This is a genomic window from Devosia submarina, from assembly GCF_003056345.1.
Classification (GTDB): Bacteria; Pseudomonadota; Alphaproteobacteria; order Rhizobiales; family Devosiaceae; genus Devosia; species Devosia submarina.
In genome coordinates this window covers 1-17364 of the sequence record NZ_PYWB01000010.1, presented here as the reverse complement: position 1 = coordinate 17364, position 17364 = coordinate 1, and the positions used below count along the sequence as shown (strand labels likewise).

The window sequence follows — 17364 nt, the reverse complement described above, 5'->3', positions numbered from 1 at the left end:
GCCAGAGCTATTCGGCGGCAAGGTCCTGCTCAACATCGGGGCCCTGCACCGGATCGATGGACGCCAGGGGAATGATGAAGCGCCATTCTATGCCGTCAGGATGGCATATTCGCTCAACCTGGGCACCGAGCGAGCGCGCCACCATGGTCTTGAGCACGGTGGTGCCGAAGCCAACCCTCGCATCGGTTTGCTGTGGCCGCTTGACCGTTTCGCGCCAGATCCAGTCGAGCTTGTCGCCCACCAGGGCCCAACGCGAAGTGACCACGCCCTCGTCTCCGGAAAAGGCGCCGTATTTAACGGCATTGGTGGATAGCTCATGGAGCGCCATGCCGACGATCTGGGCTGCCTGCATGTTGAGACGCACCTGGGGTCCCTCGATCTTGACGCGCCCGGGATCGCGTGGGCTAAAGGGCGCGATCTGGCTCGTCACAAGATCGCCCAGCAAGACACCCTGGCGGCCATGGGCGAGCAGCAGATCGGTTGAACGGGCCAGCCCCATGATGCGCCGCTCGAAATTTTCGACATAGGACACAACATCGTCCGCACCGCGGGCCGTCTGCTTTGCCATGGCGGCAATAACGGTCATCTGGTTCTTGGACCGGTGGGCGACCTCGCGCATCAAAAACATGACTTCGCTCTGGGCAGCCTGCCGATCCTGCGAAGCCTGCGCCAGTGCGTCTGAGACTTCGGCAATTTCGGAGATCGGATATGGCTTGGCCTCGACGATCTCTCCGGCGCCCAGGCGCCGTGCATCCCGCGCAAGGCCACGGACCGAGCTGCCGATACGGCGGCTCACCCAGTAAAGCGCGGCCAGAATCAGGCTCAAAAGAATGAAGGCACCAGCGATTAGCGACAGCATGGCGTTAAGTAGCGGCTGGCTGATGGTGGCGGCGGAGGCCCAAACAACAAGACGCCAGCCTGTTACCGAGGAGCGCTGGATAACGCCCATGGCAGGCCCCGAAGCCGACTGGAGGCGCTGCCATCCGCTTGAAAACGGCTGTTCCATCGCGTTGAAATGCGCGAACTGCTCGCCCACATTGCCGGCCTCAGGTGTGCCGGCAATGATCTGCCCGTGCGTATCAAGCAGAGCGGCATTCCACCCCTCGGGCAGGCCACTTGCGGAGAGCGCTGAAGCAAAATTGCTGGCAGGCTGGTTGAGGGCGATGAGTTTTTCGCCCGCAAGTCCAAGGTCCACCGGCATAAGAATGTTGTAGACCCAGAGCTTGGAAACAGCGCCAAACACCAAGTCTGAGATGACTACCTGCCTAGTCTCGAAGGCCCGTTTGGCCGCGTCGGTATCGCTGATCGGAATGCGTGGACTGTTGTAGGGCAGCCGAGTGCTGGCAAAGGTTGAAAAGTCGGGATCGACGATAAACAGATGCGTGTCACTTCCAGCAAGCGCCAGTTTGCTGCGCTCGTAAAAGCCTCGGTAATCCCCAACCCTCAAGGCGGGGGTAGAGGCCAGAACACGAAGCGTTGTGATGTTGGCCGCGATCTCGCGCTCCACTGCCTGAATGCTGGAGCGGGCAGTGGCAACGATCAAGGTTTCGACAGTTTTTTCCTGAGCAGCTTCGTTGCGCTCGATCAGGACGCCGGCAAAGATAAAGCTTGGGACAACGCCGACCAGAGCCAAGGCCGCAAGATAATTGACGATCGAGCGACGGCTCGAGCGCTTGGCCGGTTCGCTGGTGTTTGCCTCTGCCATACCGCCCGCACGGAATCATGGGCGAGCGCCCTGCTCGTCCCTTCCCCGGACGCAGCATAGGTTCACTCGCCTGTTTCGGGCAACAACAAAGGTTTAGGCGTCCCCTTGTGAAGCTTAGTAGGTGGACGGAGGGTCACTTGCCGGGAAGCTCTCGTCCACGGCTTGGTCCTGTTTATCCCAGTCTTTTGGCTTGTCAGCCTGGGCGTCCTTGCCGGCGTCGCGGACCTGCACTACGGCTTCTGCAGGACCCGGCTTCTTGCCGTCCTTCATTGCCGGGGCTTTGTCGGTCTTGTTGGTATCGGTCATGATAATTCCCCTTGTTCGAGAGGGAAACACCCGAGCATCGGCCATGGTTGCACTGGCTTTGAGTCTTGGCGCGTCCTCTGCTAAAGAGCTGAAATGACCGAGACGCGCGCAAATACCAAAAAGCTCTTCATCAAGACCTATGGCTGTCAGATGAATGTTTATGACAGCGACCGCATGGGCGATGCCCTGGCGCCCCATGGCTATGAGCCAACGCTGGACATTGCGCAGGCGGATTTGGTGCTGCTCAATACCTGCCATATCCGCGAGAAAGCCTCGGAAAAGGTGTTCTCCGAGCTGGGCCGGCTCAAGGAGCTGCAGACCGAGCGGCGCGCCATGGGCAGCGACATGATGATCGGAGTGGCCGGTTGCGTGGCTCAGGCCGAGGGCGAGGAGATTGCTCGCCGCGCGCCCGTAGTCGACATGGTGTTCGGGCCGCAGGCATACCACCGCCTGCCCGATATGCTGGCGCGGGCCGAGGCACAGCGGCATATGCACCCTTCCCTCAAGCAAGCCGTGATCGACACGGACTTCCCCGAAGAAGACAAGTTCGAGCACCTGCCGCTGCCCCAAAAAGAAGTGACCATCAAGCGCGGTCTGACAGCTTTTTTGACTGTGCAGGAGGGCTGCGACAAGTTCTGCTCGTTCTGCGTGGTGCCCTACACGCGGGGCGCCGAAGTATCGCGCCCCGTAGCACAAGTTCTGGCAGAAGCGCGGGCGCTGGTGGACGCCGGCGTCAAGGAGATCACGCTACTGGGGCAGAACGTCAACGCTTATCACGGCGATGACAATGGTCGCCCGGTTGGGCTGGGCGAACTGGCTTATCGGCTGGCAGAAATCGCTGGGCTGGAGCGGCTGCGCTATACCACGAGCCATCCGCGCGACATGGATGATGCTTTGATCGCTGCCCATCGCGATCTCGATATCCTGATGCCTTATCTGCACCTGCCGGTGCAGTCGGGCTCAGACAGCATCCTGAAGGCCATGAACCGGCGCCACACTGCGGCCGAATACATGCGGCTGATCGAGCGCATAAAGACAGCGCGTCCCGACATGGCGCTGTCGGGGGATTTCATTGTCGGCTTCCCCGGCGAAACGGACCAGGATTTCGAGGACACGCTGCGCATCATCGCCGATGTGGGCTATGCCTCGGCCTATTCATTCAAATACTCGACCCGCCCGGGTACACCAGGCGCAAACCTGCCAGACCAGATTGCCGAGGAGGTCAAGACCGAGCGGCTTTACCGACTTCAGGAACTGGTGAACCGGCAAACGACGGCATTCCACGCTTCATGCGTGGGCAAGACCCTGCCAGTGCTAATCGAACGGCCGGGGCGCATGCCCGGCCAGGTGGGTGGCCGTTCGCCGTATTTGCAGGCGGTGCATCTGCCAGGTGGGACCGAGCTGATCGGGGGGATCCATCAGGTGGAGGTCGTGGGAACCAGCACCAATTCGCTGGTGGGGCAGTTAAAGGTCGCGGCGGCGGCGTAAGAGCTGTTTCTCGGGCTTTACAGCAACAAACCCCGTTATTCCAGGACTTGCTCCTGGAATGCATCTCGAGATCTCAGGATGGGCCCCGGGTCGAGCCCGGGGCGACATCGAGAGTGGGATAGAACGTGTCCCAAAAAGGGTCGAAAGCTGCTCCAGTGGAGCCACTTCCTACACGCTTAAGCTTCAAACATCTTCTTGAGCTTGTCGAAGAACCCGCCCGATGTGGGGCTGGTTTCTTCGGTTTCGAGGCGCGCGAATTCCTCAAGCAGTTCGCGCTGCCGGCGGCTAAGGGCCTGGGGAGTCTCGATGTCGAGCTGGACATAAAGATCGCCGACATCCTTGGAACGCAACACCGGCATGCCCTTGCCCTTAAGGCGAACGCGCTGGCCAGGCTGGGTGCCGGCGGCAACCTTGACCTTGGCGCGAGCACCATCAAGCGTTGGCACTTCGAATTCCCCACCCAGGGCCGCCGTCGTCATGGCGATGGGCACGCGTGCATAAAGGTCGGCACCGTCACGCTGGAACAGATCGTGCGGGCGGATGGAGATGAAAATATAGAGATCCCCGGGAGGGCCACCCCGAACGCCGGCTTCGCCTTCATTGGCAAGACGGATGCGAGTGCCGTCCTCGATGCCTTTTGGGATATCGACCGATAGCTTGCGGTGTTCCTGACGGCGGCCCTGGCCACCGCAATCGGTGCAGGGCTGGTCCATCATCTGACCGCGCCCCTGGCAAACCGGGCAGGTGCGCTCGATGGTGAAAAAGCCCTGGGCGGCCCGAACCTTGCCATGGCCGTTACATTGCCGGCAGGTGTGGGTGCCCGTGCCGGGTTTGGCGCCCGAGCCGTCGCAGGTGGTGCAACCGACAAGCGTTGGCACGTCGATTTCGACCGTGCGGCCTTCGAAGCTTTCTTCAAGGCTAATTTCAAGATTGTAGCGCAGATCGCTGCCGCGCAGCTTGGACGAGCCACCACCGCGGCGTTGCCCGCCCATAAAATCGCCGAAAATATCTTCAAAGATATCGGACATCGATGAGGAAAACTCAGGGCCAAAGCCCCCTGCCCCGCCGCGCCCGCCATTTTCAAAGGCGGCATGGCCGAAGCGGTCATAGGCGGCGCGCTTTTGTGCGTCCTTGAGGGTGTCGTAGGCCTCGTTGATTTCCTTAAACTTGGCCTCCGCCTCCGTATTGCCGGGGTTGCGGTCGGGGTGAAACTGCATGGCAAGCTTGCGATAGGCGCTCTTGAGCGATGCTTCATCAGCGCCCTTGCTGACGCCGAGCACCTCATAGAAATCCCGTTTGGACAATGAAATTTTCTCCGTACCGGCCAGTCGCGTCACGCGCGCCCAGCGGAAAACCTTGCCCCTAGATGGCAACCGACCCCACGACCCGCAAGGGTCCGGGGTCACTGAAAAGGCAAACCGATGGGCCCGCTCATAACAAGAGCAGGCCCATGGGGCAATATCGCTGATTCGCCTGCGCCTAGCCGTACAGGCTAGCCTTAGCTTGAAGGGGCGAAGGCTCTGCCAAGCGCCTGGGCAAGATCGGTCTGGGCAAATAGCGCCTTGGTGACCAGCTGCCCCAAGCCGAAAAAGCCCTGCGTTACGCCAGCATAGGTCCGGCATTCAACCGGGGTACCACTGTCCACAAACGCCTGGGCCAAGGCTTCGCCCTCCGAGCGCAGGGGGTCGGCTTCAGCGAGAATAATGGTTGCGGGCGCCAGATTGCGCAAACTGTCTTGCGCCAGAAGATCGACGCGCGGATCGTTGATTTCGCCCTCCTGCTCCAGCAATTGCCGGTAGCGCCAACGCATGGCTGCCAGGCCGATCGGGCGAGCACGCTGAAATTGCCCGTAGGACTCTCGTGTCCAATCACTGCCCGCCATGGGGTGGATCAAGCCCTGGTGGATTGGCCGCGTTGTTCTTTCGTTGCGTGCGCGGATGGCAATGTTGGCAGCCAGATTGGCGCCAGCGTCCTCGCCGGCAACAGCGATCCGCCGGGGATCGCCGCCCAGTTCATGCGCCTGCTCCAGGAGCCAGGTCCAGACAGTCCAACTATCCTCGTGAGCTGCCGGGAAGCGATGCTCGGGAGCAAGGCGATACGCGATAGACACAACGATTGCCCCGGTTCGCCGCGCAATGGCGCGTGCCGAAGTATCGTGGCTGTCGAGATCGCCGGTTACAAACCCGCCGCCGTGGAAATACAGGACCATCGGATTGAGGCGGCTCAGCAAGCCAAGTGGGCGATAAAGGCGCGCGCCGAGAGGCTCCACATCGCCGTTGGGAATTACGAACTCTTCAGCGGCAACGCCATCTTCGGCCGCCGAGCGGTTCTGGCGCGATATGATTGATGCAACGGCATCTGCGAGGCGAGGCTGACGGCGGGCCATGGACGGCGTTGAATATTCAAGAGGACGGGCGCCGAGTTCGCCCAAGACATCGAGCACATGCTTCATATCGGCATCCAGCTGCGCCGGAGCGCCGCCGGCGGACGAATCGCCAGCTGGCTGAAGCGTGGTTAGGGGTGCCGGAATTGTGTCGAAGTGCAGATCGGTCATAGGGCGACCTCGTTGAAAACGTGATCACCCCTTTAGCGGCCTAAACGAGTCCCCAATTGGACCCAATCAAGGGTATTTTGGGGCGCTTGCACCCTAAGGGCTTGGTCAAGCCATTGCTTGCGCCATGGCGACGCCGCGGTCTAGCAGCTTCTTGCGGGCGGCATTGACCACGTCAACGCTGAACTGCTCTTCATGCTGCAGGACGATGGCCTCACCGGTCAGATCGCTGCGGCCATGCTCCACGAATTTGTCGAACCCGTCGCTTAAGCCGTCTTCCATCATCAGGTCAGCTAGCACCTTCTGGGCGCCCACGCGCTTGTGCTTTGCGCGTATTTTCAACAAGCGGGTGGACCGGCCATTGTCGGCGGTGCGGAATTCTTCGGCTGCCGTGAGGCTGGTCCAGAAGGCACGCTCGACAGCATTCTTGTAGGAGGCTCCGGCAATCTCTGCGATGCGCAACTGGCACTCGAAAGCAAGGTCCGGATAGCCAAGGCGGACAGCATTGGCCATCAGCTTGCGCAGTTTTTCAGGATCGGTGAATGTTTTTGGATCTGGAATGTTCATGGGTCTTCTTAGGCCATCAGCCTCCAAAAGCCCAGCACAAAGCAAAAGGCCGGGCACAAGGCCCGGCACTTTGTTGCTTTCCCTTTCGGGAAGATTGGAGCGGGCGATGGGATTCGAACCCACGACCCTAACCTTGGCAAGGTTATGCATAGTGTTCGCCAGTGTTCGCTGATGCTCTTTAACTCTCTGGAATGACTTGATTATTTTCTTTGTTGGTTCGCCGCTGTCTGCTATCGTTCGCGCGAAATCAGACGAAATCGGCCCCCAAGCGGCCCCCAAACGAAGCACAACAATGGCACTCACCGACACGAAGATCAGGGGCATAAAGGCAACCGGCAGTCGCTTTGACCTGCCAGATAGGGACGGCCTTGTTCTCCGTGTGTCGCAATCAGGCAAGCTAAGTTGGAGTCTCAGCTATCGGGTTCATGGGAGTGGCTCTGGAGGCGGGGCGCGGAAGACCTCGCTGGCAGGCCCAAAAAGGCGCTTACAGCTAGGAGAGTACCCAACGATTAGCCTTGCTGAGGCTCGGGCAATCGCAAGTGAAACTAAGCGGCTGGCGCGTTCTGGTATAGATGCAGCCGCGCCGAAACTGGAACCATCAGCACGCACCGTCTCAGCTCTCTTCGAGCGATATCGTGTCGAGCACCTTGAGAGGAACATAAGCTCCGGTCCAAACGTGGTGAAGCTGCTAGAGCGCCATGTCTTATCCCGGTGGGCCGATGTTGGCCTTGCCAATGTCAATCGCAGTGAGTTTCTTGCTCTGTTGGAGGAGGTGCGCACTTCCAAGGAGATGCCCGTGCTCACGCCTAAAGGTAGGGAAACAATGCAGACGCGCGGGGGCAAAGGCTCGGCTGCGGAGGTCCGCAAGTGGACACGGGCGATGTTCCAGTTCGGTGTTGAAGTGGACCTGTTGCCAAGCAATCCTCTAGCAGATGTCCGCAACCGAGACCGGCAAACTCCAAGAGACCGGGTACTACAGATGGAGGAGTTACGACAAATATGGTCTGCAGCCACTGCATTGGCCCATCCATGGGGACACCTATTCAAGCTTCTCATGCTTACCGGAAGCCGGCGCTCAGAATGGGCCAATGCCCGCGTGGACTGGCTCAAGGCTGAGAGCACAATATTGGAAGTACCTGCCGAACAGTACAAGACGAGAAAGCCACAGGTCGTGCCGCTCAGCACCCAAGCACAAGCGATAGTTCGTTCGCTGCCGCAAGGAAACAACGGGCCATTCCTATTTTCTACAACGGGCGGGCTTGTTCCAGTTTCGGGCTTTAGCAAGGCCAAGACACAGCTAGATCAGCAGATCACAATGCAGAAGCAAAGCTTGGCTATCAGTTGGGTGACACACGACCTTCGACGCTCAATGGCAACCCACATGGAACGGCTGGGCATTGAACCTCATGTGATCGAACTTTGCCTAGGGCATAAACTCACAGGCATCGCCGCCACGTACCGGCACTACGGCTATTTGCCTGAGAAACAAGTTGCTCTGCAACGTTGGGCTGATGAACTGTTGGCCTGACACACACAGGCCGTTGGAGAGAGCCTTTTGGCAATTCCAGACTATCAATCATTGATGTTGCCGGTCCTTCGCCACGCATCTCAGAAAGAAACAAGGGTGCCAGAACTGGCGATTCTCATCGCTGATGAACTCGGCCTCACCGAAGCCGAAAGGGATGAGATGCTGCCCAGCGGCAAGCAGCGCCTCCTGCATAACAGGATTCACTGGGCCAAGTTCTATATGAGCAAAGCGGGGCTAATTGATGCCCCAAGTCGAGGACGCTTCATCACAAGCGAAGCTGGACGCAAGCTGCTGGCGACGAATCCTAGGACAATCAACGTCGACATCTTGAAGACCTATCCGGCCTTCCAGTCCTTCTATGGTTCCGAAGCGCTTGCAGGTGTGGACCTCAGGCAAGGGCCGTCTCCGGTTGATGCCTCTTCTCTCACCACACCTGAGGAGCAAATCGACGCTGCTTATGGGATGCTGCGAGCCGTACTAAAGGCCGACCTCTTGCAGCGTATTCTTGCGCAAAGCCCTTCCTTCTTCGAGCAGCTTATCGTGGAGCTACTTGTCGCGATGGGGTACGGGGGCACCCACGGAAGCGCGGCACAGCAGTTGGGCAAAAGCGGGGATGGTGGGGTAGATGGAGTAGTCGATGAAGACCGTCTTGGCCTTAGCCGCATCTACGTGCAAGCTAAACGATATGCACCTCACATTAGTGTCGGTAGGCCGGAAATACAGGGATTTGTCGGCAGCCTTGTCGGCTTGGGAGCAACTAAGGGCGTATTCGTTACCACGTCCAGCTTCAGCAGCCATGCGATAGATTACGTCCGGCATTTGTCACAGCGAGTGGTTTTACTCGATGGTGAACGCTTAGCTGAGTTGCTCATTGAGCATGGGGTCGGTGTTCGTGAAAGTCGCACGATCAAAGTGCTGCGGCTGGATGAGGACTTCTTCTTCGACGAGTGAGTGCGCTCGGCGGTGTTGAAGCTTGTCGGAGGACCACTAGGTCGAAAAGCGTCGGGGAAAACAGATGTCTCTTTTGGACGATAGGCACGAAGAGTGGTCGAAGGTTGTGACGCTTGTGGAGGCCATCAACCATAGCGACGCCGCTGCGTTTGAGTCAGCCTTTGTAGAAGTTGCCAATGCTTGGCTTTTAGAGCCAGCTATGAAGGCGTGTGCACGACTACAGTCAGTCTCCCCTGACATCCGGACGAGTTTCCTGAAGTTCTGGCTCACTCATGGCGACACGATGCGGTCCCAAGTAGCCTCGGACCTTATACTGATCGGTGGACTGCGCACTCTTTTGCCGCCCTACCAAGGCGAGCCGGTGCAGCTATTTAGAGGTGAAACCGCCGGAAATCGCCAGCGTCGTACTTATGGTATGTCATGGTCGGCACAACGTTCTGTGGCCGAAAGTTACGCAAGTGTGCGAGCCGACCGCAACGACGGTGGAATGGTCGTTCTAGGAACGTTTGCTCCAACTGAAGCAATTATCTCGGCACCCGGGCTGATAGTCCCCGGGATCAACGAGGGTGAATACATTGTTGATCGGAGGAAGCTTGGAGAGATCCTTGTCTTGGCACGTGTCAAACACAGCGCTGAGTTTACTGCACCTGATACGTAGTCTGATCCAAAACGTTAAACTATGAAGATCTTTATGCAAACCAGCACTGCCGGTCTGGTTTGCCGATCAAAAGGATTCGCCCTAAATCTCCAGACCAGAGTTGGGCGGTCTGAAGCTATGAAACCAACACCACCAGCGAAGCTGGGTTGACTTCGCCAACCTGCCGAACACTATTCCGGGAAGCCCGGGAAACGCGGCTGATCAAGCTCCGCCCTGTTGTAATCGTCCGCCGGGGGTGGCGGGGTACGGCCCTTTAGCCTTTCGAGGGCTAAGAAATAACCCTCGGCGAAGGTGTCTAGCATTTCGACTTTTCGCGCCTCATGAACGCGAGGAATGTCGCGGGCGTCCATGATAGTAAGTTCTCGCGACGCCTTCGCATTGGGCGCGCTGAAATCCAGAATTTCGAAACGTGCTGTTTCGAGATCCGGGTCTTGCAGTAGCACTTCGTCGACCAGTGTCACAAATAGAGATAGGCGTTCGGCGGCTAGCGGGTTTGTTCTCCAGAAGCTGAACCACGGGAAGTAGAGTTGACCTCCGACGCCGTACATCATCGGCTGCTCGAACGGGACCATTAGACCTCGTCCTACAGGATAGAAACGCCTTTCTACGACTTGGCAGAAATCCGGATGCACATCGGCGAAGTGATCTCGAACCAGCGGCAGGATGCTCAAGAGGTTCTTCCGGACATCTTCGCGCTTGATCTTGCTAATACCGGTGACGATCTGGTCATACGGCACGTGAAGCACCAGAAGGTCGCGAATGGCACCGAAAAGCGGGTTGTAGTTGAAGATTGGAGGATTCTCGACAAGCCGGACGAGGGCGCTGGCAATCATGACCGGATCGGCGCGCCAGTTGCGGGCGAGATGCTGAAGAGTAGGAACGCGCAGTTCGGCCATATTGCTTCCGCCGTCATTGAATCGAGAATGGACTAGATACTTTAGAATAGAACGCGGCGATCAAAGAGTCGTCAATCTTCATTCCCGGATTGACGTTTCCCCCGTGATTCCACGTACTATGCCATGGCCCGCCGCGAACGTGGCTTAGCTCCACAAGATCACTCGGACGCATTTGACTGTAGAAAGCAACGATCTCCTGCAACTGCTTTTCGGTTTCTACGCCGAAACTGTAGGAAACAATGCGCTTACTTCCATTCTGAGGATCAATCTCAGTTGCGCGTCCCTTTATCGGTGAACGATCAAAGCTTTTGAATTCTCTGTAGAGATAGGGAAGAACTGGCCCAAATTCCCAAGCCTCAAACTTGTGCCTTATCAAGGGTCGGCGCAGCCCGATAAGGGACCACACGTGACAAAAATAGACGATCTTCTGCAAAGCAAGGTTGGTCACTGCCCTTTCCCTGCAGTCGCAAGCGTCGAGCACAAAATTAGCGACCGCTCGTCCGTCGTAGGTTACTGCCATAAGTTGCTGCGTTCCATCTTTGTTCCTAACCCAGAGTTGGACGCAGCACAATCACTGTGGCGGTCGGACCCACCTTAATGAAGGTATCGGCGATACAGAACCACTGTTGGGGCAATTCGGCCCTGATCGTTGACACGCGGGTGATTACAAGGGACCCTCGCGAGTATGGCAACAAACAACGTCCATGAAGGTCTTGGCTTCGTCAGATTTGTTCTGGTCTGGTCAAGCCTAAGTCCTGTATTCCTACTCTGGTCTATCCGGGGCGTCGATGCTGTTGCGGACTATATCTGGATCCCGCTGTGCCTGCTCTTTTTTGCGCTTCCGTCAGCAATACTGTTGATAATTTTCTGGCGGTCCCGCTCCAGCAAGAACGTAAAGACTGTCGAAATTGAGACAGCGCGCGACCAAAGGGAGCATTTACTTACCTATTTGTTCGCCATGCTGATACCGTTGTTCGACGCAAATCTTGGGGGCATGCGCGATGTTGTGGCAGTTGCCTTTGCGCTACTCTTTGTCATGTTTTTGTTCTGGCACATGCGACTACACTACATGAATTTGATATTCGCGTTATGTGGATATCGCATTTATACGGTCGAGGCAAAACCCGGCATTGGGGGGCAAGAGAGGCAGAGTTCCCGGATGGGGACCTACGTGGTTATTTCGAAGCGTCAATACCTACCGGAATCTTCGGCCCTGACAGGGTATCGGCTGGGCGGAAACGTACTTGTGGACGAAGCGAATGATAGATCAGCAGTTTAACTTTTTGGACATTACGTCAGTGAACTTTGGGGTGGCGCTCAGAAGCAACCGACACATGTACTTCATTCCTACGAACCCGGGTATCAAAACAGCATTGAAGCAGATGCTGAGAGAAACCAGAAACATCTTCCTCAGTCTCTCTGACGATTGGGAACTGCACGATATTTCGGAAGATTACGGTGCCCGCAGGCGGATATACGCACCACGGGGCGGGGAATTTATGACAGAACTGTCCGCGATCTATGAAGCGGGGGCACTAGAGGATCTAACCAACATTCAAGATCATGCACATGACGTTGATTTCTATTTCGCTGTATTCAGAGACAACCAGAACCGTAAAGCAGTCGGTATTCGTAAAGCCACCAAGCTTAAAGGTACATTGAACGCTCGGAATAGGCTAATGCGTTTGGTCGACGATACTCTTGTACTAATCGAGGATGACGTCCTGCACCTTGATACAGAATTCGACGTTATTATCGCCGACGCAGACGTTTTTATTCTGAACACGCGCCCGACTGAACAGGTCGCAAAGATCGTTGAGCGTGTCGCCGAAACGGCAGCGGAAAAGGTTCAGGCCATACATAGTGCTATCCCATTTTTAGATCTCAGCAGGGTCGCCGAGAAGATTGGAAAACATCCACGCATGGCACGCCATGCAGCATCAGTTGCCTCGAACCCAAACCTTGCAAACTTTCAAAGATCTGCAATCGAAGCACTCGCGGCTAAACACGGGATCAAGTTCAAGGAACTCGATGATGGCCGCCTCCAGTGCCGCGTCGCTGATGAAGCAAGGCTGTTGGAATTACTTGACGCGCGCCGGTACCATCTTGACCTGCATGGGGATGGTGGCGACCCTTACCGGGCCACGGCTCGCCAGCGGGTATCAAACTGAATGGCATTGCTACTTTTGACTACCAATTTCTCAGCGTAAGCGATGCAGGGCTTTGTGGCCAAAGTGCCGCCCGAACGACGTGGCTTCAATCACCCGCCGACGCCTTGCCGATACAGGTGAGATTTATCGCTCAGATGTACAGTGAAGACCGTTGGGCGTAGTAGGAAGTTCACCACTTTGCGCCTAGCCGCGTACGCCACCCACCACTGGCGCTAGTGGGTGTAGCAACAGGGTATACCACAGCGTGACGTAACGAAAGCCCCAGCATGTGGCGTAACATTAGGGCGGTGGTCGCCTACCTGTGACAGCTTGAGGTCTAATTTAAAGCCTGACGTGACACTGAGGCCAGTGCACGCTCGCCTTGTCAAAGAGCGCTGTCGTCAACACGTGCGTACAACCGCACCATGCTGACGGGTTGCCCCGGATTGGTCCAGTATACTCTTGCGACGAGTGCGCTTGGACGACCAGCCCGGGTCAGATCGAGTCCCAATACCATTTGGGCTGCTGCCTCAGGATTGGCCGCATCAACCGTGACCTCCTGACCGTCGGAGGCACTAGGACGCTTATCAACTACTCTATAGCTTGTTCGAGGCATGGACAGCAGCACCTTCTTCTGACGTCGGCATACTTGCTATTGGTACTTGACCCTTCACTATGTCGGCAATGGTTTTTGCTCCGTCCGTCACGGCTTAAAGGTCATGAAGCAGCTCGCTGCCGATGATGTCCATGATCAATTCAACCGGCAACTTTCCTTAGGCACAGGAACGATGTGGTGCTCTTCGGATTGTCAGCTTCTACATGGCAGCCACGCCAGTAGCAGAGGAATGTCCTATGAGCGAGTTTACGTCGCAACGAACAATAACCGCATTTTTCGACAACCGCGCTGATGCAGATGCAGCAGTTGCAGAACTTCGGTCTATCGGTTTGAGCGATTCCGCTATTTCGGTAACAGCCGGTCCGGAAAACGCCCTCGCTGGTGTTCCTGCTGAGAACCAAGGGTTCTTTGCGGCACTAGCAAACATCTTTATGCCCGATGAAGACCGGTCATTGTACGCCGAAGGCTTGCGCCGGGGTGGGTATATCGTTGCTGTCACCGATGCGGGCAGCAATGAAGACGCGGTCTACGATATTCTGGAGGAACGCGGATCTATTGACCTTGACGAGCGCTCCAATCAATGGCGCTCGGAAGGTTGGGAAGTCGAACGGCCGCTCACTACGTCGTCCTCCGGCTTGCTTGATGATGAGATGGAAGGCACAGCGGTCCTCGACGATACTGCGGCGCTAGACAGCACGGTATCTCTCGACAATGACCTAGGTGTTCGGGATCGTGTCGGAGGTGAAAGCGACGTGATCCCAGTTGTTGAGGAGCGTCTCAGGGTCGGCAAGCGCGATGTAAGCCATGGCCGCGTTCGCATCCGCTCCTATGTGTCCGAAACTCCCGTCAGCGAACAAGTGACGCTACACAGTGAGCAAGTGGCTGTGGATCGTCGTCCGGTAGATCGGCCCCTTACTGATGCTGATGCAGCATTTGAGGAAAGAACAATCGAAGCTGTTGCCACTGCGGAAGAGGCCGTCGTAGCCAAAGAAGCGCGTGTCGTTGAGGAGATTGCTCTTCGCAAAGAAGAGTCGGATCGTGTTGAGACAGTTACCGACACGGTACGTAGCCAAGAGGTGGAAATCGAGGACACCCGTATCGATCCACTCAACGAAACTGAGCGCTGATACTTCAACCCACCCCTGCTCAACGAGCAGGGGCTTTCATTTTTGAGGCCACTCATAACCGACCGTCACACCAACACTGACCATGTTGACACACATCGCAGAGCGGGCGCGCACGCAGTTGAAGGGTATCAGCAGCAGTTTCAGCAAACCGCTTAGGCAGCAGCACATGGACGTCTATGAGCTTCTTATGTAAACGCGAAAATGGTCGCAAGCACGCCTAACCGCCTACTGGGCAACTTTGCCCTATTTGGTAGGTTATGGATCTTTCAGTTCGCCCCATTCGGCACTCCACAGCCGCTCATCTTCCAAAACCACCTGAACGCGCGCCAATCCCATTTCTGTACACCACAGCGTTGCTTGCTCCAGTGCACGGGAGACCGGAAGCGGGAAATCAGCGATGTGATCCACTGCGGCAACATCAGCTACAGTTCTGCCCAACGCGCGCCGCACAGTGACAATCACCGCATCGTGCGGATAACGTGCCCCCAATGGTAGGCGTTCATAGCTGGCCATATGAAAAGCTCCTCATTACCAGCAGAAGCCCTGACTTTGATCTAAGTTGCATTAATCTGATCAACTAACGATCAAACACTGAACGAGAAGCGGTAATGCAATGCCATGCTATCCAGCAGTTCAAGAAGGCAAGGCGTCAAGTTACGCTCAGGTGTCTGGAAAATTAAAGGCTGAACCGATGCTGCGTGATATCTTAGAAAGCGTCTTTCTAGCGCGCAGCGCACGAGGCAATAGCAAGTACCGCATACTCGCCTAGGGCAAGATCAGTGCTGGAGACCATACGTCGCCTACGAGCGGCCTTGGCTCCAGAAAAGACGCTTACTCAGGTCGCAGATGCTTGAGGCCGCGCCACCACGTTCACAAGTTAGATTTGCCTATGAGAATTTCTGTGACGCGGCGATTTCCTTGCGTCAGATGAAACCCGTACCTCTGAATATCATCCATGCATTCTCTTGTACGAACAATCGGTCGATCATCATCGTCATCTGACATAATAAGGCGATTGATCAGAACCCAAGGTCGGTGCGTTGCTGGAAGAGTAAGTCCATCGGAGTGAGTAGCAAATCCGAGTACACCTTCAGGCCCTTCAAATACATAGACGTACATATGCACTCCCGCCCGTTAGGTCGGGCCAGCGACGCTTAGCAGAGCGCCACCTGTATAACGATCAAGTGCTGTTGGCGGTTCAACAGATTCAAACGCTCTCAAAGCCCACTCAAGCACCGCAGACTTACTGATGTTGAGGGCGTCGGAAGTCCGCTCGTCCATGGCCAACTACTGACTAGCTGGCACTGGTGCTACACTCTGTCAGCCGGAGCGAGCCAACCGCCGTCAGCGTTGGTCCAACAACCGCTGATATCCATCACGAGTTCTGTAGGCTCGCTCAAGATATTGCTGTGGACCGCCATCACGTTCAATGCAGTTGATGATATGCTGCCAAGACTCAATCTGCTGTTGGATCCAGTTCATTCGTAGACTTCTTTCCGGACGTTATGTTTACGCCCTCGTCATGTGGCTCTGGGCCAGTTGCCTTTGCATAACCCCCACTGATTAAGCTCAGTTCCATTGGCTTACCTTAGGGATCTCGCGCCCGCCGAAGATAAGCAGCACGCCTTCGTGAACTCGGCGTTAACGATCTGCTAACCACGTTGGCTCAACTGTTTCTGCACGGAGGCTCAACATGACTATGGCAGCTAGTTCCACTCAAACGTACCGTGAAGATAAAGTAGACTCCATGTGGTCTGCTGATGAAGATGAGCGTCGGATAGCAATCGTCAGGCGAGCCGCAGCCGCTGCGCGCAAAGCGCTCGCTGCAAAGTAGGAGCTCGCGAATTGCCTGCTGGCTCAGGGGTAAGCGTGAGTATCAGGAGCGATGTGGAAGGCTCTTGGGTGTTATGGCGCAAGCATGAGGCCAGTGGCATCCTTGGTCCGTATTCGGATCATATCGTGGCCGAGAACGTGAGAGGCGCGAAGGAATGGGAGCTTGTTTCGAACGAAGACCGCATCGATGATGCTTCTCCGTTTCGGGCGTGAATAACGCACTATTCTGCTTCGGCTAATATGCGGTAAACCTGCATCCGCGAGCAGCCAAGCTGCTGCGCAATCTTTGATGGACCTACCCCTTTGTCTTTAAGTAGTCTAACCCGCTGGCGATCAAGGCGGCGCTTGCCACCAGTATAGCGGCCCTGTGCCTTAGCCTGTTGAATGCCTTCCCGCTGCCGTTCCTTGATGAACCGCCGCTCCATTTGCGCCACCATGCCGAGCACAGTTAGTACAATATGCCCCATCTCACCGCGTGTAGAAACATGCGGGTCGAGCACGGTGACGAACGCTTGCCGCTGTTCGCATTCATGGATGAGGTTAAGCACATCGCGTGTGTCGCGCCCGAGACGATCCAGCCGGGCAACCACCAGTTCGTCACCGGGTCGAAGAAATTGAATGACGGTTTCAAGTTCGACGCGGCCTTCACGGCTGCCACCCGACACCTTTTCTGATCGGATGATCTCGCAACCCTCAGCTTTGAGCTTCGCGAGTTGAATATCTAAGTCTTGATCAATGCTGCTAACGCGCGCGTAGCCGATGCGGGCCATGTGTTACCTCAAGGTTTAAGCCTCGAAGCTCGCATGGCGCGAATAGTGGGTGTCAATACATATGAACTGGCTGACGCCAGTCGATAGAGAGTGAATAGCCCCTAGATTTGTAGACGCCTTCTTCCCTAATTTTGAGGCAAGGAGGCCTTTATGGGCAAAGCCAATTTCACCGACGAGTTCAAGCGGGACGCGGTGCGTCAGATCACCGACCGGGGTTA

17 protein-coding genes and 1 pseudogene are annotated in these 17364 nt (G+C 56.5%); 8 read left to right on the top strand and 10 right to left on the bottom strand.

The window, feature by feature from the left end; all coding sequences use genetic code 11:
• Positions 1-7: 7 nt before the first annotated feature.
• Both DDE77_RS15425 and DDE77_RS15420 read right to left on the bottom strand, forming a co-directional pair.
• Positions 8-1705, bottom strand: coding sequence for a sensor histidine kinase (locus DDE77_RS15425; RefSeq protein ID WP_108398383.1), 1698 nt, complete (start codon positions 1703-1705; stop codon positions 8-10).
• A 114-nt stretch (positions 1706-1819) separates the two neighbouring features.
• Positions 1820-2011, bottom strand: coding sequence for a hypothetical protein (locus tag DDE77_RS15420; RefSeq protein WP_108398382.1), 192 nt, complete (start codon positions 2009-2011; stop codon positions 1820-1822).
• A 93-nt stretch (positions 2012-2104) separates the two neighbouring features.
• Here DDE77_RS15420 and miaB point away from each other — a divergent pair, with 93 nt between their 5' ends.
• On the top strand, positions 2105-3499 hold the full coding sequence (gene miaB / locus DDE77_RS15415) for a tRNA (N6-isopentenyl adenosine(37)-C2)-methylthiotransferase MiaB (protein ID WP_108398381.1): 1395 nt from the start codon (positions 2105-2107) through the stop codon (positions 3497-3499).
• 176 nt (positions 3500-3675) lie between these two features.
• On the opposite strand, the gene dnaJ is transcribed toward miaB, so the two are convergent.
• The 3 genes from dnaJ to DDE77_RS15400 all read right to left on the bottom strand — a co-directional run bounded on the left by dnaJ (position 3676) and on the right by DDE77_RS15400 (position 6941).
• Positions 3676-4803, bottom strand: coding sequence for a molecular chaperone DnaJ (gene dnaJ, locus DDE77_RS15410; protein WP_245895318.1), 1128 nt, complete (start codon positions 4801-4803; stop codon positions 3676-3678).
• A 194-nt stretch (positions 4804-4997) separates the two neighbouring features.
• On the bottom strand, positions 4998-6053 hold the full coding sequence (locus DDE77_RS19970) for an alpha/beta hydrolase (protein WP_108398380.1): 1056 nt from the start codon (positions 6051-6053) through the stop codon (positions 4998-5000).
• 105 nt (positions 6054-6158) lie between these two features.
• Positions 6159-6941: a hypothetical protein gene (locus DDE77_RS15400; RefSeq protein WP_157959876.1), complete on the bottom strand. Its 783-nt coding sequence runs from the start codon at positions 6939-6941 to the stop codon at positions 6159-6161.
• Between DDE77_RS15400 and DDE77_RS20250 the strand changes: the two are divergent.
• The 4 genes and pseudogenes from DDE77_RS20250 to DDE77_RS15380 all read left to right on the top strand — a co-directional run.
• A pseudogene (locus tag DDE77_RS20250) lies at positions 6910-7140 on the top strand (Arm DNA-binding domain-containing protein); the annotation flags it as partial. The gene DDE77_RS15400 and the pseudogene DDE77_RS20250 overlap by 32 nt on opposite strands.
• 273 nt (positions 7141-7413) lie before the next feature.
• Positions 7414-8145, top strand: coding sequence for a tyrosine-type recombinase/integrase (locus DDE77_RS19965; RefSeq protein ID WP_245895316.1), 732 nt, complete (start codon positions 7414-7416; stop codon positions 8143-8145).
• A 27-nt stretch (positions 8146-8172) separates the two neighbouring features.
• Positions 8173-9096 carry a restriction endonuclease gene (locus DDE77_RS15385; protein ID WP_108398377.1) on the top strand — a complete coding sequence of 308 codons (924 nt, stop codon included), beginning with the start codon at positions 8173-8175 and terminating at the stop codon, positions 9094-9096.
• Between the two features lie 64 nt (positions 9097-9160).
• Entirely contained in the window at positions 9161-9754 is a 594-nt protein-coding gene (locus tag DDE77_RS15380) for a hypothetical protein (RefSeq protein ID WP_157959875.1), read from the top strand.
• A gap of 170 nt (positions 9755-9924) precedes the next feature.
• On the opposite strand, the gene DDE77_RS15375 is transcribed toward DDE77_RS15380, so the two are convergent.
• Both DDE77_RS15375 and DDE77_RS15370 read right to left on the bottom strand, forming a co-directional pair.
• Complete coding sequence (locus DDE77_RS15375) at positions 9925-10650, bottom strand: hypothetical protein (protein ID WP_108398375.1); 726 nt, start codon at positions 10648-10650, stop codon at positions 9925-9927.
• A gap of 13 nt (positions 10651-10663) precedes the next feature.
• Positions 10664-11098 carry a Panacea domain-containing protein gene (locus DDE77_RS15370; protein WP_157959874.1) on the bottom strand — a complete coding sequence of 145 codons (435 nt, stop codon included), beginning with the start codon at positions 11096-11098 and terminating at the stop codon, positions 10664-10666.
• A gap of 237 nt (positions 11099-11335) precedes the next feature.
• Between DDE77_RS15370 and DDE77_RS15365 the strand changes: the two genes are divergently transcribed.
• The 3 genes from DDE77_RS15365 (at position 11336) to DDE77_RS15355 (ending at position 14543) form a co-directional block, all read left to right on the top strand.
• Positions 11336-11929: a hypothetical protein gene (locus DDE77_RS15365; protein WP_108398373.1), complete on the top strand. Its 594-nt coding sequence runs from the start codon at positions 11336-11338 to the stop codon at positions 11927-11929.
• Positions 11910-12821 (top strand): Kiwa anti-phage protein KwaB-like domain-containing protein, encoded by a 912-nt coding sequence (locus DDE77_RS15360; RefSeq protein WP_108398372.1) that lies wholly within the window; start codon positions 11910-11912, stop codon positions 12819-12821. Before DDE77_RS15365 ends, DDE77_RS15360 begins: the two co-directional genes overlap by 20 nt.
• 831 nt (positions 12822-13652) lie before the next feature.
• A complete protein-coding gene (locus DDE77_RS15355; RefSeq protein ID WP_108398371.1) occupies positions 13653-14543 on the top strand; it encodes a YsnF/AvaK domain-containing protein in 891 nt (296 codons plus the stop codon).
• Positions 14544-14798: 255 nt separating this feature from the next.
• Here the strand turns inward: DDE77_RS15355 and DDE77_RS15350 are convergent, their stop codons facing one another.
• The 3 genes from DDE77_RS15350 to DDE77_RS19750 form a co-directional block, all read right to left on the bottom strand.
• Positions 14799-15056 carry a hypothetical protein gene (locus DDE77_RS15350; protein WP_108398370.1) on the bottom strand — a complete coding sequence of 86 codons (258 nt, stop codon included), beginning with the start codon at positions 15054-15056 and terminating at the stop codon, positions 14799-14801.
• Between the two features lie 1541 nt (positions 15057-16597).
• Positions 16598-17146, bottom strand: coding sequence for a recombinase family protein (locus tag DDE77_RS15345; RefSeq protein ID WP_108398369.1), 549 nt, complete (start codon positions 17144-17146; stop codon positions 16598-16600).
• Positions 17147-17161: 15 nt separating this feature from the next.
• Positions 17162-17364: hypothetical protein (locus DDE77_RS19750; RefSeq protein WP_210204412.1), on the bottom strand; the 203-nt coding region annotated here is incomplete at its 5' end.

Excerpts from the sequence above, each read along its gene's own strand:
- DDE77_RS15400 (WP_157959876.1), bottom strand. The coding sequence starts at position 6,941 with ATGCCCCTGATCTTCGTGTCGGTGAGTGCCATTGTTGTGCTTCGTTTG.
- miaB (WP_108398381.1), top strand. The coding sequence starts at position 2,105 with ATGACCGAGACGCGCGCAAATACCAAAAAGCTCTTCATCAAGACCTAT.
- DDE77_RS15420 (WP_108398382.1), bottom strand. The coding sequence starts at position 2,011 with ATGACCGATACCAACAAGACCGACAAAGCCCCGGCAATGAAGGACGGC.
- DDE77_RS15425 (WP_108398383.1), bottom strand. The coding sequence starts at position 1,705 with ATGGCAGAGGCAAACACCAGCGAACCGGCCAAGCGCTCGAGCCGTCGC.
- DDE77_RS15375 (WP_108398375.1), bottom strand. The coding sequence starts at position 10,650 with ATGGCCGAACTGCGCGTTCCTACTCTTCAGCATCTCGCCCGCAACTGG.
- DDE77_RS15345 (WP_108398369.1), bottom strand. The coding sequence starts at position 17,146 with ATGGCCCGCATCGGCTACGCGCGCGTTAGCAGCATTGATCAAGACTTA.
- DDE77_RS19970 (WP_108398380.1), bottom strand. The coding sequence starts at position 6,053 with ATGACCGATCTGCACTTCGACACAATTCCGGCACCCCTAACCACGCTT.
- DDE77_RS15380 (WP_157959875.1), top strand. The coding sequence starts at position 9,161 with ATGTCTCTTTTGGACGATAGGCACGAAGAGTGGTCGAAGGTTGTGACG.
- DDE77_RS15350 (WP_108398370.1), bottom strand. The coding sequence starts at position 15,056 with ATGGCCAGCTATGAACGCCTACCATTGGGGGCACGTTATCCGCACGAT.
- DDE77_RS15365 (WP_108398373.1), top strand. The coding sequence starts at position 11,336 with ATGGCAACAAACAACGTCCATGAAGGTCTTGGCTTCGTCAGATTTGTT.
- DDE77_RS15360 (WP_108398372.1), top strand. The coding sequence starts at position 11,910 with ATGATAGATCAGCAGTTTAACTTTTTGGACATTACGTCAGTGAACTTT.
- DDE77_RS15355 (WP_108398371.1), top strand. The coding sequence starts at position 13,653 with ATGAGCGAGTTTACGTCGCAACGAACAATAACCGCATTTTTCGACAAC.